Raw genomic sequence first — 15,726 nt, 5'->3', positions numbered from 1 at the left:
ATTCCACATTATCTATTACCTGTCGTTACGCTAATCTGGGTGGATGACGTACGCCACACAGACAGTCACCAATGGCGAGGTCGCTCTGCACGTCGTGGAGGAAGGCAATCCGGACGGGCCACCACTCGTGCTCGTCCACGGCTGGCCCGACACCCATGTCCTGTGGGATCGCGTTGTGCCGCATCTGCGCGACGAATTCCGCATCATCCGGTTCGACAATCGCGGCGCCGGTGCCTCCACCGTCCCCCGAAAAGTCGCCGATTATCGACTGGCACTCCTCGCCTCCGACCTGTTCGCGGTGATCAACGCGATGAGCCCCGACGCACCGGTGCATCTGCTCGGGCACGACTGGGGCGCGGTGCTGAGCTGGGAAGCGGTGTGCGAACCGGACGCTGCCGCACGGATCGCGTCGTACACCTCGGTGTCGGGCCCCAACCTCGACCACCTGGCGATGTGGATGCGACGACGACTGCGGGAGGTCCGCCCGCTGGGGCCACTCGAGCAAGCGCTGGCCTCGGCCTACACTGTCCTCTTCCGGATTCCGGGGCTCCCGGTCCCCGCGCTTCGATGGTGGTTCTCCCGGCACTGGCCGCGTTTCGTCGGCGCTTTCGACCGGACCGATCCCCGCGCGATCAGCCCGCTCGCACCGACTGTTGCCGACGACATGGTGCACGGGCTCAAGTTGTACCGAGCCAATATCCGCGGGCACCTCGCCGCTCCACGGGAGCGTCGCACGGATATCCCCGTACAACTGATCCAGAACCTGCGCGACCGTGCAGTTCGCCCCGTCGGCTACGAGGACACCGAACTGTGGGTGACTGATCTACGCCGTGAGACTCTCGACGCGGGGCACTGGTCGCCGCGGTCGCACCCGGGCGAACTGGCCGCTCTCACAGCCCAGTTCGTCCAGGCCGTCGAGCCCGGTACAGCTCCGTAAACGGTGATTCGCGGGTAGATTCCGCGTCAGAGCCGATCGTCCGGGGAGGTGCGATGAGCAACGACGTGACAGCGACCGATCGTCCGCGCGCGCCTCGCTGGCTGCGCCCGACGATCTTCGCGGTGCTTCTCGCAATCGCGTTCTACCAGATGTCGGGGTGGTTGTTCCACAACCTCAAGGGCTTCCTCGGGCTGCTCTTCCTGGCATGGTTGTTCAGCATCACCATCGAGCCGATCGTCGATCTGCTCGCACGTCACGGCATCCGGCGAGGTGCCGGCACAGGATTGGTCCTGCTCACCCTCTTCATCCTCGTGGTCGGATTCTTCGCGTTGTTCGGAGCGATCCTCGCCGAACAGGTCGCTCAGCTTCTCACTACGTTGCCGGACGCGCTGACACGGGTGACAGACTGGGCAAACCGAACATTCGACACCAACTTCGAGACCGGCGACGATCTGCTCCACATCACTCCTGATACGGTCCGCGATCTGGCTGCGCGATTCACACCGGGTGTGCTCGGGGTGGTCAGCACCCTGGTCGGTTCACTGTTCCAGCTGTTGACGATTCTTCTGTTCGTTTTCTACATGTCGGCCGAGGGACCGCAGATGCGGCGGACGATCTCGAGTTGGTTTCCGGCAAAGCAGCAGAAGCTCATTGCGGAGGTGTGGGAGACATCGGTCGACAAAGCCGGCGGCTACGTGGTCTCACGGCTGATCCTCGCGGCGGTCAGCACCTTCTTCACCGGCATCTTCCTTCTGGTCATCGGCGTGCCGTACTGGTTGCCGCTCGCGATCTGGACAGGTGTCGTCTCTCAGTTCATCCCCACGCTCGGCACCTATCTGGCCATCGCGCTACCCGCGATAATCGCTGCGGCAGCACAGCCGTTGGACGGGGTGTGGGTGGTCGTGTTCGGCACGCTCTACCAACAGGTCGAGAACTATGTGCTGCACCCACGCATCACCGCGCGCACGGTGTCAATCCATCCCGCCGTGGCATTCGGGTCGGTGATCGTCGGCGCGACACTGTTCGGACCGATCGGGGCGCTGGTGTCGGTTCCTGTGGTCGCGATCCTGCAGGCACTCGCGGAGTCGTACGGGAAGCGGTACGAGCTTGCAGTGGATACTCCCGACACGCCACAGAACGCCAGCACGCAACAAACCACAGAGGAGTCCGGCGACGACAGCGGTCCTCCACCCGATTCCGGCATTCAGGAACGCGGGACCCGGCCCAGCAAGTAGAACTCGGGGTTGGGCATCATGCCCGCGACACTGGCCATGCGGTTGCTCAACCCGAAGAATGCGGTGATCGCCGTGATGTCCCACGCATCCTCGTCGCTGAAGCCATACGCGTGCAGCGCCGCAAAATCGTCGTCGTCTACCTCGTGCGACCGCGCGTTGACCTTCGTCGCGAAGTCCAGCATCGCGCGCTGACGCTCGGTGATGTCGGCAGTGCGATAGTTGACCGCGACCTGGTCGGCGACCGTCGGGTTCTTTTCGTAGATCCGAAGGATCGCCCCGTGCGCGACCACGCAGTACAGACAGCGGTTGGCTGCCGAGATCGTCGTCACGATCATCTCCCGGTCGCCCTTGGTGAGTCCCGAATCTTCACGCAGCATGATCGCGTCGTGATAGGCGAAGAATGCGCGCCACTCGGCGGGGCGGCGAGCGAAGGCGAGAAACACATTGGGGATGAACCCGGACTTCTCCTGCACCTCGAGAATGCGTTCGACGATGTCCGCGGGCAGATCCGCGAGGTCAGGTAAGGGGAATCGGTCACTCATGGGCTCTAAGTTAATCGAGCCTAACCGGACTGTCCAGGGATCTTCAGGCGGATAGCTCGCTACAGGGAGGGGCGCCGCTAGCCTGGTGCAGTGAGCGTTGATCAATCGACCGTGAAGTCCGGACCAGACCGACGGAAGGCGGAGATTCTCGCAGCCGCGGCCACACTGTTCGCAGCACGAGGGATCGAGGCCACGTCTGTTCGGGAGATCGGCGACCGCGTCGGACTCAATCCCGGGGCGCTCTACCACTACTTTCCCTCGAAGGGCGCGATCGCCAAGGAGCTCATCACAGGGTATCTGTCCACGCTCCTGAATGACTACCGCAACCAAGGACTCGAGGACCTCGAACCCCGGGCGCGGCTGAGCGCCATCGTGAACGTCTCACTCGCAACCGGCGCATCGCACCCCGATGCAACGAAGGTCTATCACGCGGAATTCGCCAACCTGAGAGACGTGCGCGATTACGCATTGGCCCGCGACCTCACGAATCAGATTCAGGGCCTCTGGCTGGATGCGATCGAGGCGGGGAAACGGGCGGGCGTGCTCCGCACGGACGTTCCGACAAAGGTCTTCCATCGGTTCCTGCGCGACGCAGTGTGGTTCAGCGTCTACTGGCGCACCGACGGTGAGTATCCGCTGGACCAGTTGTCGAACGACTGCCTGTCGGTGTTCCTCGACGGCATGGCCCTGCGAACCGACTGACCAGTCGCAACCGTCCCCTGCTCCCGCCCGAAACAGCAGAGCCGAGGCGTGCCGGTCGTGGCCCGAGGAGCCCTCGAACGCGCCTTGCTTGAATGATCATTCAAACAGGGGCTCAGCCTGGTGTTTTGCGATAAATCTACCGAGGGCGCTTGCGTAATCTCAATCTTTAAACGATCATTCAAGGATGGATTCAGTACTTTTCGCTGCAGCCTCTCGGGGAACGTCGGTGGCCCGGTGACGGTCGACTCCCCCGTGTTCGACTTCGACCTCGGACGCCTGCACCACATCGGCATCGTCGTCGATGACATCGAGGCCGCGGCCGCACATTTCACCGAGGCGTACGGCCTCGCGATGGTCCTCGGCAGTGAGACGGAGTATCGGTGTCGAATCGACGGGGCGGAGCACCACACCGTCCAACGCTTGGCGATGAGCATCGAGGGTCCACCACACGTCGAACTTCTGCGGTCGGTGCCCGGATCATCGGTGTGGCATCCGAGTCCGGGTGTGCATCACCTGGGTTTCGTCGTCGACAACCTGGCGCAGGCATCGTCGGAGTTGGAACGGCGCGGGCTGCCACTGTGGATGGGCGGTGTGCACGCCGGACGGTGCCCCGCCGGTACCGCATACCATCGAGACCGCTTCGGCCTCACTGTCGAGTTGCTCGAGAGCGCAGTCGAGAAGCGCTTGGCTGCAAGATTCTTCGGAACACCCCACAGCATGAATGAGTGAGAAGAACCATGCATATGCAAGGGAAGACAGTACTGATCACCGGAGCGGCGCAGAGCCAGGGCCGCAGTCATGCTGTAGCGATGGCCCACGCCGGCGCAAACATCATCGCCATCGACTCATGCCGACAACTCGACATTGTTCCCTATCCGATGGGTAGCGAGGAAGGGCTGGCCGAGACGGAGCGTTTGGTGCGGGATGCCGGTGCAGACGTGCTCGCTGTGCGCGTCGACGTCCGCGATCGGGCCGGACTCGACACGGCGGTCCGGTCTGGAGCAGAACGCTTCGGCGGCCTCGACGTGGTGGTCGCCAACGCATCGATCTGCACGGTGCAGCCGCACAGTGAGGTGACCGACGAAATCTGGCAGACCACCCTCGATGTGAACCTGACCGGCGTCTGGAACACCTGTTCCGTGGCGATTCCGCATCTGGAGTCGAGTGGCGGCGGCAACATCGTCATCACCGGCTCGACCGGCAGCACGGTCGGCCTGCCCTTCTACACGCCCTACGTTGCAGCCAAACATGCCCTCGTCGGCGTGTGCCGATCCCTCGCGCTCGAACTCGCCGACCGCAACATCCGGGTGAACATGATCAACCCCACCGGCGTCGACACCCCACAAGGACATTCGAAGGTGCTTCCCGAACTCCTTGCCGGACGACCCGACCTCGGCCCGATCTTCATGAACTCGCTGCCGATAGACCGGATCGAGGCATCGGACGTCACCAAGGCACTGATGTTCCTCGCTTCCGACGACGCGCGCTACGTCACTGGGGTCATGCTTCCGGTCGACGCCGGCTCAACCATCCGATAGCCGCCCTGACAATCCAATTCCCAAGTACCCCTGACAGATTCAACCTAGGAGAGAAATTGACCAGAGTCATCTACGCCCGCAGTGTCCACGACGAACGCGAGGTCCAGGCGTGCCTGGAGGTCTTACGGGGCGGACCGTATGCCATGAAGATCGGTAAGAACGTCGCCGAGATGGAGCGGCGCGTGGCCGACCTGTATGGCAAGAAACTCGGCTTGATGTGCAACTCCGGATCGTCTGCGCTGTACCTGGCGCTGGAACTACTCGATCTGCCCAAGGGCTCGGAGGTCATCACCTCACCCCTGACGTTCTCCACCGATGTATCGCCGATCGTCCGCGGCGGCTGGGTTCCGGTGTTCGTCGACGTCGAACCCGACACCTACAACGTCGACGTCAGCAAGATCGAAGAGCTCGTCACCGACAAGACCGGTGCCATCCTCGTCCCGAATCTGGCGGGCAATGCCCCCGACTGGGACGCAATCCGCACCATCGCAGACAAGCACGCTCTCAAAGTGATCGAGGATTCGTGCGACTGCATCGGGACCACCCTTCGCGGCACCAAGACGGGATCGCGGTCGGACATCACCGTTACCAGTTTCGCGATGTCGCACATCCTCACGTGTGCGGGCAACGGCGGCATGGTCTGTCTCGACAACGAGAAGCTCCGCGACAAGGGCCTGATGCTGCGCCGCTGGGGTCGGCGCTCCGAGCCGCATCTGTTCGGATCCGCCGGTACCGGCCGTGTGTTCCGCGAAGACCTCGACGGCGTCGACTACGACAACGACTTCATCTTCGACGTGCTGCCGTGGAACTTCGAACCGTCCGAGCTCGGCGCCGCGTTCGGTCTGGTGCAACTCAGCAAGCTGGAGGAGAACTACCGGCGTCGGCACGAGATCTTCGAGGCGTTCTCCAGCGCGTTCGGCGCATACCCCGAGTTTTTCCGCCTGCCGCAGCAGCTTCCGGAGTTTCACACCGCGTGGCTCTGCTATCCGGTCACCATTCGCGAAGACGCCGGCTTCTCCCGTTCGGACCTTCAGGAATCACTCGAGGCTGCGGGTATCGACACCCGAACGGTCTGGAGTGGCAACGTGACACGGCACCCGATGATGCGCAACGTCACCCATCGCGTTCCCGAAGGCGGGCTTCCGAACGCGGATGAAGTCTTCGAACGCGGCATGTCGCTGGGGATGAGCCACGGCATGAGCCAGGAGGAACTCGACCACGTTGTCGCGAGCATCCACGCATTCGCGTCCAAGTACGCGCCGACGCGGGCGTAGACGCCAGCAGTCGGCCGAGGCACCGGCCTGCAGGCACACCCCATTGCTCACAGACGCATCCCGGAAGGTTTATCCATGACAGCAAAACACGCGGTAGTCACGGGCGGTGCCAGCGGAATCGGCGACGCCGTCGTCGATCGACTCCTGGATCGTGGTCTGTCGGTGACCGTGTTCGATCCGGCAACCCCGTCGAGTCCGCGGGCAGCCGTGCGGTATCTCGACGTGGACGTCACGGATCAGGAAGCGGTCGAGGCCGCGATGACGAAGGCTGCAGCAGCCTCCGGCGCAGTTCCCGACGTTCTGGTGACGAGCCACGGCATCCGCGGCGAGTTCGTCCCCGCGTTGGAGCTCGATCCCGAGCGGGTGCGTCGAGTGTTCGACGTGCATGTCCTGGGTACGCTGCTGGTCGCGTCGGCGTTCGCGCGTCCGCTGCTGGAAGCGGAATCGTCCGGGTCGATCGTGACCATCTCGTCGACCACTGCATACGGAGGATGGGCCAAGCAGGCCGACTACGGAACGGCGAAGGCTGCCATCTCACAGCTGACCCGGAACCTGGCGATCGAATGGGCTCCGCACATCCGAGTCAACAGCGTCGCTCCCGGGCACACGCTGACGCCGATGGTGCAGGAGATGATCGATCAGGGCTACGACGTCTCGGAGATCGAGAAACGTTGCCCGCTCGGTAGATTGTGCCGTCCGGACGAAATGGCCCGGTCGATCGAGAATTTGGCACTCGACGCGAGTTTCGTGACCGGTGTGTCCATGCCTGTCGACGGCGGTTGGACGGCAGTCGGAAAATGACGGGCGGCTACCGCACTGTCGGTGATCTCCGGTTGCCCGCAATCGGATTCGGCGCGATGACGATTACACAGGTTCCGGGATACGACGTGGAACGCGGACGGCGCACCGTTCACGCCGCTCTCGATGCGGGGATCCGGTTCTTCGACACCGCCGACGTCTACGGGCCGGCCGGCGGCGGGGACGGCGTCAACGAGCTGGCGCTGATCGACGCACTGCGGACTTGGCCGGGCTCCCTCGATGACGTCGTCGTGTCGACGAAGGGCGGGCACCTTCGATATCCCGCGAACGACACCTGGTGGATCGACGGGAGTCGCCGACACCTGCGGGCGGCGTGCGTCGCGTCCATCGGTCGGCTGGGCCTGGACCCGCTGCCGCTGTACTTCCACCACCGACCCGACCCACAACTGCCGTACGAGGAGTCGATGCTTGCTCTGCGGTCGCTACGGGACGAAGGACTGGTGCAACGCGTCGGGATCTCCAACGCGAACGTCGAACAGATCGGCATCGCACAGCAAGTGCTGGGTGATGCCCTGGTGGCTGTCGAGAACGAATACTCGCCCGCCTTCCGCTCGTCCGAGCCGGAGATCCGGGCGTGCGAGGCGCACGGACTGGCGTTCCTCTCGTGGGGGCCGTTCGGTGGGATGAGACAGGCAAAGGCCCTGGGCGAAGGCGGCTCTCCGTTCGAGACGGTGGCCCGGCAGCGCGGGGTGAGCGTGCACCGTGTCGCCCTTGCCTGGCAGCTTCACCGGTCGCCCGTGGTGATGCCCATCCCCGGCGCATCCAGACCGGAATCCGTGATCGACTCGTTCGCAGCCCTGAGCCTCGGACTCGACGACGACGAACTCGCCTTGCTCGACGATCACTCGGTAGCGACAGCTGATCACAACAATCCACACGCGTGACGACGGCGCCGCGTTGTCGTGGAACGGAGACAAAGGTCCCTCGAGCAGGGGAAGGCATCTCGCCCTGTGTGCGCAAGGTGTAGGCGTCGCGCAGTCGGTATGGCGCTCACCGCGCACGCACCCGGAGACCATGCACCGTCTCGGATTCTGGAAGTCGATTGCCCAGACCGCCGAACGCGGGTTCTTCGATGCGTTCTTCGTAGCCGACGCGCTGAACCTGTCGCCCGCCAGTTCGCACCCCTGGACCACCTGAGCGACGGCCGCGCCGGATGGAACGTGGTGACCACGGCGATTCCGGCGGCAGCAGAGAACTACGGATCCGCGAAATTGCCCGATCACGAAGACCGCTATGAAAATTCGAGTCAGCCGTTGAGCCTCATCATGATCGGCGGTGCCATCGTCACGCTACTCGGCATCTCGCGACTGTCCGAGTCCCGAGGGCGCGATCTCACCGCGAACATCAAGGCGTCCTCGGTCTGCCCCCGCCTACGAGCCGGAGTGTCCGCGCGTCACACGAGGAGTTTCGCACCCGTCGCCGCAACCACCTCTTCGGTGGTGACGCCCGGTGCAGTCTCGATGAGCGTCAATCCATCCTCGGTGACGTCGATGACAGCAAGATCGGTGATGATCCGCTGCACGCATCCTCTGCCGGTGAGGGGAAGCACGCACTCTTCGAGAATCTTCGGGTCTCCTTTCTTACTGACGTGATCCATCATCACGATGACTCGCTTGGCGCCGTGCACGAGATCCATCGCGCCGCCCATACCCTTGACCATGGCACCCGGAATCATCCAGTTGGCGATGTCGCCCTTGGCCGAGACCTGCATCGCGCCGAGCACGGCGACGTCGATCTGACCACCGCGGATCATGCCGAACGACTGCGACGAATCGAAGAACGAGGCGCCGGGAATCGCGGTGATCGTCTCCTTACCCGCGTTGATGAGCTCGGGATCGAGCTCGTCTTCGGTCGGGTAGGGGCCGACACCGAGTACACCGTTCTCCGCGTGCAGGATGACTTCGATCCCTGGCTCGATGAAGTTCGGTACCAGCGTGGGCATGCCGATGCCGAGGTTGACGTACTGCCCGTCGCGCAGCTCTCCGGCCACGCGCGCGGCCATTTCTTCGCGGGTCATGCCCTTGATGCTCCGAGTCATGAGCGCACCGTCCGATTCTCGATTCCGACCTCGATCTTGCCGACGTGCACCACTCGCTGCACGTGGATGCCGGGCGTGTGAATTTCGTTGGGGTCCAGCTCTCCCGGCTCGACGAGCTGTTCGACCTGGGCAATGGTCACCCGCCCCGACATTGCGGCGGGCGGGTTGAAGTTGCGCGCCGATGCGCGGTAGACGAGGTTGCCGTGCCGGTCGCCCTTCCAGGCGTGCACGAGCGCGTAATCGGCGGCGATTCCGCGTTCCATCACATAGGTCTCGCCGTCGAACTCGCGGGTTTCCTTCGGCTTCGAGGCGAGCTCGATACCGCCGTGCCCGTCGTAACGCAGCGGCAGGCCACCCTCTTCGACGGCCGTGCCGACACCGGCCGGAGTGAAGAACGCGGGGATACCGGCCCCGCCTGCGCGCATACGTTCGGCAAGCGTGCCCTGCGGCGTCAGCTCGACCTCGAGCTCACCCGACAGGTACTGACGAGCGAACTCCTTGTTTGCGCCGACGTACGACGAAATCGTGCGCCGGATGCGGCCCTTCTCGAGAAGTAGGCCGAGACCGAAGCCGTCGGTACCGCAGTTGTTGCTGACGGTCTCCAGGTCGGTGGCGCCTTGCTCGAGCAGTGCGTTGATGAGGATCTCGGGGATGCCGACCAGGCCGAATCCACCGACGGCGATGGTCACACCGTCGGGAACGTCGGCTACTGCCTCGGCGGCGGAGGCAACGACTTTGTCCATGCATGCCAGAATAGCCGGATGCGTACGTGATGTGAACCCTCGTCCGCAATACGAACAATCTGCGTCCCAGCCATTGCTTCACGCGTCGGCCCGTTCTAGCCTTGTCCGCATAGCGTTCACCTGTCCTCATTGCGAACTCATGGAGCCTGAATTGACTGTCACGCTGCACTACGAGCAGCACGGAGACCCGTCGGCACCGGCGGTGCTCTTCCTCGGCTCGCTCGGATCCGACCTGTCGATGTGGCAGCCACAGATCGACACGCTGTCGACGGACTGGCACCTCATCGCCGTCGACCACCGCGGTCACGGCTCCTCCCCCACACCGCATGGCCCCTACACGATCAGCGAACTGGGCGCCGACATCACCGCGGTGCTCGACGCTCTGAACGTGCAGACCGCGCACTACGTCGGACTTTCCCTCGGCGGTGCCGTGGGCCAATGGCTCGCGGCCAACCACCCCGACCGCATCCGCTCGCTAACGCTGTTGTGCACGTCATCGGCGTTCCTGCCCGCACAACCGTGGGTCGATCGCGCCGCGACCGTGCGCACCGATGGGCTCGCCTCCATCGCCGAGTCCATCGTGTCGCGCTGGTTCAGCCCCGGCCGCGCCGAGAGCGACCCCGACCTCGTCGGCAGGCACGTCGCGATGGTCAAAGGCACCACCGACGAGGGCTACGCAGGATGCTGCGAGGCCCTGGCAACCTGGGACGGCCGCGACGACCTCGCGCGCATCACTGCACCCACACTTGTGATCGCCGGCGAGCAGGACCCCGCGACCCCGCCCGCCACGATGCAGGCCCTCTCGGAGGGCATCGCCGGGTCCGAGTTCCACATCGTCGCGCCCGGCGCGCACCTCGCGAATATCGAACAGGCCGTTACGGTCACGCAACTGATCAGCGACCATCTGACGAAGAACCAGTCGTGACGGATTCCGCTGCGAAGGACACCTCGGGGGGCGCGTCTCCCGACTACGTGCAGTCGCTTGCCCGTGGGCTGGCGGTGATCAAGGCATTCGGCGCCGACAACCCGCGACGCACCCTGTCCGACGTCGCGCGCGCAACCGGGCTCACCCGCGCTACCGCGCGCCGCTTCCTGCTCACGTTGACCGAACTCGGCTACGTACGCACCGACGGGTCTCAATTCTGGCTGACCCCGAGGGTCCTCGAACTGGGATACAGCTACCTGTCGGCGCTGTCGCTGCCCGAAGTCGCACGACCCCATCTCGAAGCACTCGCCCAGAAGGTCCACGAGTCGACGTCGGTGTCGGTGCTCGACCGCGACGACGTCGTCTACGTCGCGCGTGTACCGGTCAACCGCATCATGACAGTCACCATCACTCTCGGCACACGCTTCCCCGCGCATGCGACCTCGATGGGCCGTGTCCTGCTCGCCGGCCTGCCCGACGACGAACTGGACGAGTACTTCGCGCGCGCCGATCTCACACCCGTCACCGGCTCGACGGCGCACACCCCCGACACGTTGCGCACCGAACTCGACCGGGTGCGGAGTGACGGATTCTGCATCGTCGACCAGGAACTCGAGGAGGGACTGCGGTCACTGGCCGCACCGATCCGCGACACATCCGGCGCCGTGGTGGCCGCGGTGAACATCTCCACCCACGCAGCGCGCTACCCGATCGAAGCCCTCCACGATCGGCTGGTTCCCTCCCTCGTTTCCACCGCAGACGAGATCTCGTCGGATTACACCCGCACCCAGAACAATTGATCGGAGAGTATTCATGACCGACGTAGTGATCTGCGAACCGCTTCGCACCCCGGTCGGCCGTTTCGGTGGCGTCCTGAAAGACGTCGCACCGGAAGACCTGGCTGCCACCGTCATCCGCGAGATCGTGTCGCGTACCGGCATCTCCGGTTCCGACGTCGACGATGTCATCCTCGGACAGGCGTCTCCGAGCGGTGAGAACCCGGCGATCGGACGCATCGCCGCGCTCAATGCTGGTCTCGGCGTGGATGTTCCTGGCATTCAGGTGGATCGGCGCTGCGGCTCCGGCCTCCAGGCGATCCTGCAGGCCGTCATGCAGGTGCAGACCGGCGGCAGCGATCTGATCCTCGCTGGTGGCGCCGAGTCCATGAGTCAGGCCGAGTTCTACGCCACCGGGATGCGCTGGGGCGTCAAGGGCGAGGCCGTCGCCCTCAACGACCGGCTCGCGCGTGCCCGCGTCACCGCCGGTGGCCGCGACTTCCCCGTCCCCGGTGGGATGATCGAGACCGCCGAGAACCTGCGCGCCGAATTCTCCCTCAGCCGTGAGGATCAGGATGCGCTCGCCGTGCAGTCGCACCAGCGTGCCGTCGCCGCACAGCGCAACGGTGTGTTCGCGCAGGAAATCGTCCCCGTGACCGTGCCGCAGCGCAAGGGTGAACCGCTGGTCGTCGACACCGACGAACATCCCCGCGCCGACACCACCGTCGAGACGCTCGCGAAGCTGCGTCCGATCCGCGGCAAGGTCGATCCCGAGTCCACCGTGACCGCCGGGAATGCGAGCGGGCAGAACGACGGCGCGGCCCTGAGCATCGTCACCACCGCGGACAAGGCCGCGAAGCTCGGCTTGCGGCCCCTCGCTCGGCTCGCCAGCTGGGCAGTTGCCGGAGTTCCGCCCCGCACCATGGGAATCGGCCCGGTCCCGGCAACCGAGAAGGCACTCGGCCGTCTCGGCCTGACCCTCGCCGACATGGATGTCATCGAACTCAACGAAGCGTTCGCAGCGCAGGCTCTCGCTGTGATCCGCACCTGGGGTATCGACGCGGACGACAGCCGCCTCAATCCCAACGGCTCCGGCATCTCACTCGGCCACCCCGTCGGCGCGACCGGCGGCCGCATCCTCGCGACACTGCTGCGCGAATTAGACCGTCGCGAAGGCCGTTACGGGCTGGAGACGATGTGCATCGGCGGCGGACAGGGTCTCGCCGCGGTATTCGAACGCATCGCCTGATCGGTGCCCGGTCGCTCCGGCGCGGACATCACCGCTCCGGCGCGACCCGTATCAGCAGCTTTCCGAAGTTCTTTCCTTCGAGCAGACCGATGAACGCCTCGGGGGCATTCTCGAGGCCGTCGACGATGTCTTCGCGGTATTTCAGGCTGCCGCTGCGCACCCAATCCGATGCGTCGCGCAGGAAATCGCGGTACATCTCGGACACGAACTCCGACTGGATGAATCCCCTGATCGTGAGACTCTTGACGAGGATCAGCGAGAAGAATCCCGGGAGGCGGTCGCGGCGCTCGAGGTCGACACCGTTGTACTGGGCTGCCAGACCGCAGACCGGGATGCGCGCATAGAGATTCAACAACGGCATCACCGCGTCGGCGACATGCCCACCGACGTTCTCGAAGTACACATCGATACCGTCGGGCACCGCGTCGGCGAGCTTCTGCGCGAAGTCGGGGTCGCGGTGGTCGACGGCGGCATCGAACCCGAATTCGTCGATCAGGGCTCTGCATTTCTCCGGCCCGCCCGCGATACCCACTGCGCGAGCACCCTCGCGCTTCGCGATCTGGCCGACCGCAGACCCGACAGGCCCGGTCGCAGCCGCGACGACGACGGTCTCGCCTTCGTTGGGCTGCCCGATCTTCAATAGCCCCGAGTAGGCCGTGAAGCCCGGCATCCCCAGCACGCCGAGCGCCGTGGACAGCGGTGCTGCGTCGGGGTCGAGCTTGCGCACCTCATCGCCGCTGACCACCGCGTGCGACTGCCAGCCCGCGCCCGCGAGCACATAGTCGCCGGCCGCGAGGCTTGGGTGCAGCGATTCGACGACCTGCCCGACCGTGCCGCCGACCATCACGTCGTCGAGTTCCACGTGCTGCGCATACGACTTTGCGGTACTCATGCGGCCGCGCATGTAGGGATCGAGGGAGAGGTAGACGGTCCGCAGCAGGACCTGCCCGTCGGACAGTGCGGGAAGGTCGACGATCTCGGTTCGAAAGTTGTCGGCTGTCGGTTTTCCATCGGGGCGAGACGCCAGGACGATACGTGTGCTCTGGTTCTTCGACGATGCACTCATACTCCGGCAGTCTGCCTTACCGCCGGGTCGACGTCAGGCAGCTCCGGGCCGATCACCCCGAGGCGGCTCGTAGTTCGAGAACAGGCGCGAATGGATGGCCTCGGTGAACGAAGGCCCCTCATGCTCGACGGTGCGGCGCGGCCGCGGTTGCTGGGTTTGCGACCTGGCCGTTCTGCTGGACGTGGATCGGATCGACACATCGACTCCTCTCGGGTGTGGGGAGGAGAGTGCTGACCACCGCACACCGTGTCCGACCTGGTGTGCGCCCCCCTTCGCATACATATACCCGGTCGGGTCGCGAGGCGCACACATCAGTCCCGCGCGCCGCACGATGTCGAAACACTGTGAGGGCATCCCGCGTCGCGTCGTAGTCGTCGGCACCCAACAGAATCCAGCGCCTACGAAACTGAGACGGGCACGCGTGCCGCGGCCGCGGCCTTCCGCTTCGCCCGCTTACTCAGCTGCTTGGGCGCATCTGCCTTGGGCGTGTCCGCCTTCGATGCGCCCACCTTCGGCGCCTCGGCCGGCTTCTCCGCGTCAGCGGGGGCTGCCGGCTCGAGTTCCTGCGCGTAGTAGAAGTGCGGACGGCGGTGTCCGAGGAACGAACCGCACCACGACATCACCGCGATGTACCGGTTGCGGAATCCGACCAGGTACACCAGGTGTACGGCGAGCCACAGAACCCACGCGAGGAAGCCGGTGAGTTCGATCTTGCCGACACGAGTGATCGCGCGGAATCGGTTGATGATCGCCATGCTGCCCTTGTCCCGGTACTGGAACGCGGTTCCCGCGGGCACCTTGCCGAGGATCAGCTTCGCGACGTGCCGTCCGCCCTGCATCGCGAACGGCGACTGCGCAGGCAGGTTGTCGAGCGTGACCATGTCGCCGATGGCGTAGATGTTGTCGGCGCGTCCGACGGTGAAATCGTTGTCGACAAGAAGCCGCCCGCTGCGGACGGTCTCGCAGCCCGTGCGCTCGGCCAGGACGCCGGCGAAATCGTTGGCCTGGACTCCGGCGGACCAGATGATCGTTTCAGCCGTGAGCCGGCGACTTTCCTCTGTGGTCGGCGTCGACAGGGTTGCGCCATGCTCGTCGATATCGGTGACCATGGTGTTGACGACGACGTCGACACCGGCCTTCTCGAGGGACACTTTCGAGTACTCGCTGAGCTTTCCGCCGAACGGCGGGAGCACCTTGTCGGCGCCCTCGACGAGTGTGACGGTGACGTCTTCGCCCTTGATGTTGCCGATCGACTCCCCGAAGTAGCGCTGAGCGAGCTCCTTGATCTGTCCGGCCAGCTCGACACCTGTCGGGCCGGCGCCGACAACGATGAAGCTGAGCAGGTTCTTACGATGCTCGGGGTCTGTGGTGATGTGTGCTTCCTCGAAGCACCGGATGATCTGGCGGCGGAGCCGTTCGGCATCGTCCACGGTCTTGAGGGCGAAGGTCACGTCGGCGAACTCGTCGCGACCGAAGTACGCCTGCCGCGCGCCGGTTGCAGCGACCAGATGCTCGTAGCCGAGGGTGTGCCGTGTTCCCGCTGCCTCGTACACGACGGTGTTGTCGTCGGGGTTCACCTCGACCACACGGCCGAGCCGGACGTCGGCGTTCGGGTACTTCGCGAGGATCGCACGGACGGATGGGGCGATCTCGCCGGGCGAGATGACACCCGTCGCGACCTGGTACAGCAAGGGCTGGAACAGGTGCTCGGTGGTCTCCGAGATGAGAACGAACGGCGTGCCTGCCTTGCCCAGCTTCTTCGCCACGGCAAGGGCACCGAATCCGGATCCGACGATCACTACCTCGGTCCGGTCGACGACTGTCGTCTCTCCCTTGTGTGCACCACCCATGCTGCCGATACCTCCACTTTGACGTTCTTGTA

At 64.7% G+C, this 15,726-nt stretch carries 16 protein-coding genes and 1 pseudogene; 12 read left to right on the top strand and 5 right to left on the bottom strand.

From position 1 onward, the window contains the following. Positions 1-43: 43 nt before the first annotated feature. Together ACZI8W_RS09980 and ACZI8W_RS09975 are read left to right on the top strand one after the other, a co-directional pair. On the top strand, positions 44-937 hold the full coding sequence (locus ACZI8W_RS09980; protein ID WP_463368336.1) for an alpha/beta fold hydrolase: 894 nt from the start codon (positions 44-46) through the stop codon (positions 935-937). Positions 938-990: 53 nt separating this feature from the next. Next, on the top strand, positions 991-2,172 hold the full coding sequence (locus ACZI8W_RS09975) for an AI-2E family transporter (protein ID WP_463368335.1): 1,182 nt from the start codon (positions 991-993) through the stop codon (positions 2,170-2,172). Here ACZI8W_RS09975 and ACZI8W_RS09970 read toward each other — a convergent pair. After that, complete coding sequence (locus ACZI8W_RS09970; RefSeq protein WP_463368334.1) at positions 2,142-2,714, bottom strand: peroxidase-related enzyme; 573 nt, start codon at positions 2,712-2,714, stop codon at positions 2,142-2,144. The two genes, ACZI8W_RS09975 and ACZI8W_RS09970, sit on opposite strands and share 31 nt — an antisense overlap. A gap of 90 nt (positions 2,715-2,804) precedes the next feature. On the opposite strand from ACZI8W_RS09970, the gene ACZI8W_RS09965 reads away from it, so the two are divergent. The 7 genes from ACZI8W_RS09965 to ACZI8W_RS09935 all read left to right on the top strand — a co-directional run bounded on the left by ACZI8W_RS09965 (position 2,805) and on the right by ACZI8W_RS09935 (position 8,184). Continuing rightward, positions 2,805-3,416, top strand: a complete 612-nt coding sequence (locus tag ACZI8W_RS09965) for a TetR/AcrR family transcriptional regulator (RefSeq protein WP_463368333.1) — start codon at positions 2,805-2,807, stop codon at positions 3,414-3,416. Between the two features lie 234 nt (positions 3,417-3,650). Next, positions 3,651-4,145, top strand: a complete 495-nt coding sequence (locus ACZI8W_RS09960) for a VOC family protein (protein WP_463368332.1) — start codon at positions 3,651-3,653, stop codon at positions 4,143-4,145. 8 nt (positions 4,146-4,153) lie between these two features. Next, positions 4,154-4,954 (top strand): mycofactocin-coupled SDR family oxidoreductase, encoded by an 801-nt coding sequence (locus ACZI8W_RS09955; protein ID WP_463368331.1) that lies wholly within the window; start codon positions 4,154-4,156, stop codon positions 4,952-4,954. A gap of 56 nt (positions 4,955-5,010) precedes the next feature. Beyond that, complete coding sequence (locus tag ACZI8W_RS09950) at positions 5,011-6,228, top strand: DegT/DnrJ/EryC1/StrS family aminotransferase (RefSeq protein WP_463368330.1); 1,218 nt, start codon at positions 5,011-5,013, stop codon at positions 6,226-6,228. 75 nt (positions 6,229-6,303) lie between these two features. Then, a complete protein-coding gene (locus ACZI8W_RS09945; protein WP_463368329.1) occupies positions 6,304-7,029 on the top strand; it encodes an SDR family NAD(P)-dependent oxidoreductase in 726 nt (241 codons plus the stop codon). Beyond that, the gene (locus ACZI8W_RS09940; protein ID WP_463368328.1) at positions 7,026-7,931 is read left to right on the top strand and encodes an aldo/keto reductase; all 906 of its coding nucleotides are present in this window, start codon (positions 7,026-7,028) and stop codon (positions 7,929-7,931) included. Before ACZI8W_RS09945 ends, ACZI8W_RS09940 begins: the two co-directional genes overlap by 4 nt. 130 nt (positions 7,932-8,061) lie before the next feature. Continuing rightward, positions 8,062-8,184: a hypothetical protein gene (locus ACZI8W_RS09935; protein ID WP_463368327.1), complete on the top strand. Its 123-nt coding sequence runs from the start codon at positions 8,062-8,064 to the stop codon at positions 8,182-8,184. Positions 8,185-8,440: 256 nt separating this feature from the next. Here the strand turns inward: ACZI8W_RS09935 and ACZI8W_RS09930 are convergent, their stop codons facing one another. Further along, positions 8,441-9,085, bottom strand: a complete 645-nt coding sequence (locus ACZI8W_RS09930; RefSeq protein WP_463368326.1) for a CoA transferase subunit B — start codon at positions 9,083-9,085, stop codon at positions 8,441-8,443. Then, a complete protein-coding gene (locus ACZI8W_RS09925; RefSeq protein ID WP_463368325.1) occupies positions 9,082-9,828 on the bottom strand; it encodes a CoA transferase subunit A in 747 nt (248 codons plus the stop codon). The genes ACZI8W_RS09930 and ACZI8W_RS09925 overlap by 4 nt, the downstream gene beginning before the upstream one ends. Before the next feature lie 151 nt (positions 9,829-9,979). Here ACZI8W_RS09925 and pcaD point away from each other — a divergent pair. From pcaD to ACZI8W_RS09910, 3 genes and pseudogenes are all read left to right on the top strand, one after another. Next, positions 9,980-10,738, top strand: a pseudogene (gene pcaD / locus ACZI8W_RS09920) (3-oxoadipate enol-lactonase); the annotation flags it as partial. 11 nt (positions 10,739-10,749) lie between these two features. Continuing rightward, entirely contained in the window at positions 10,750-11,553 is an 804-nt protein-coding gene (locus ACZI8W_RS09915) for an IclR family transcriptional regulator (RefSeq protein WP_463368324.1), read from the top strand. Positions 11,554-11,566: 13 nt separating this feature from the next. Further along, the gene (locus ACZI8W_RS09910) at positions 11,567-12,778 is read left to right on the top strand and encodes an acetyl-CoA C-acetyltransferase (protein WP_463368323.1); all 1,212 of its coding nucleotides are present in this window, start codon (positions 11,567-11,569) and stop codon (positions 12,776-12,778) included. A 28-nt stretch (positions 12,779-12,806) separates the two neighbouring features. Here ACZI8W_RS09910 and ACZI8W_RS09905 read toward each other — a convergent pair whose 3' ends face one another. Further along, a complete protein-coding gene (locus tag ACZI8W_RS09905; RefSeq protein ID WP_463368322.1) occupies positions 12,807-13,844 on the bottom strand; it encodes an NADP-dependent oxidoreductase in 1,038 nt (345 codons plus the stop codon). A gap of 398 nt (positions 13,845-14,242) precedes the next feature. Next, the gene (locus ACZI8W_RS09900; RefSeq protein ID WP_463368321.1) at positions 14,243-15,694 is read right to left on the bottom strand and encodes an NAD(P)/FAD-dependent oxidoreductase; all 1,452 of its coding nucleotides are present in this window, start codon (positions 15,692-15,694) and stop codon (positions 14,243-14,245) included. Positions 15,695-15,726 lie beyond the last annotated feature (32 nt).

This window comes from Rhodococcus ruitaii (assembly GCF_055230935.1).
The sequence above is the reverse complement of the archived record's forward strand: the minus strand, read 5'-3'. Positions and strand labels throughout refer to the sequence as shown.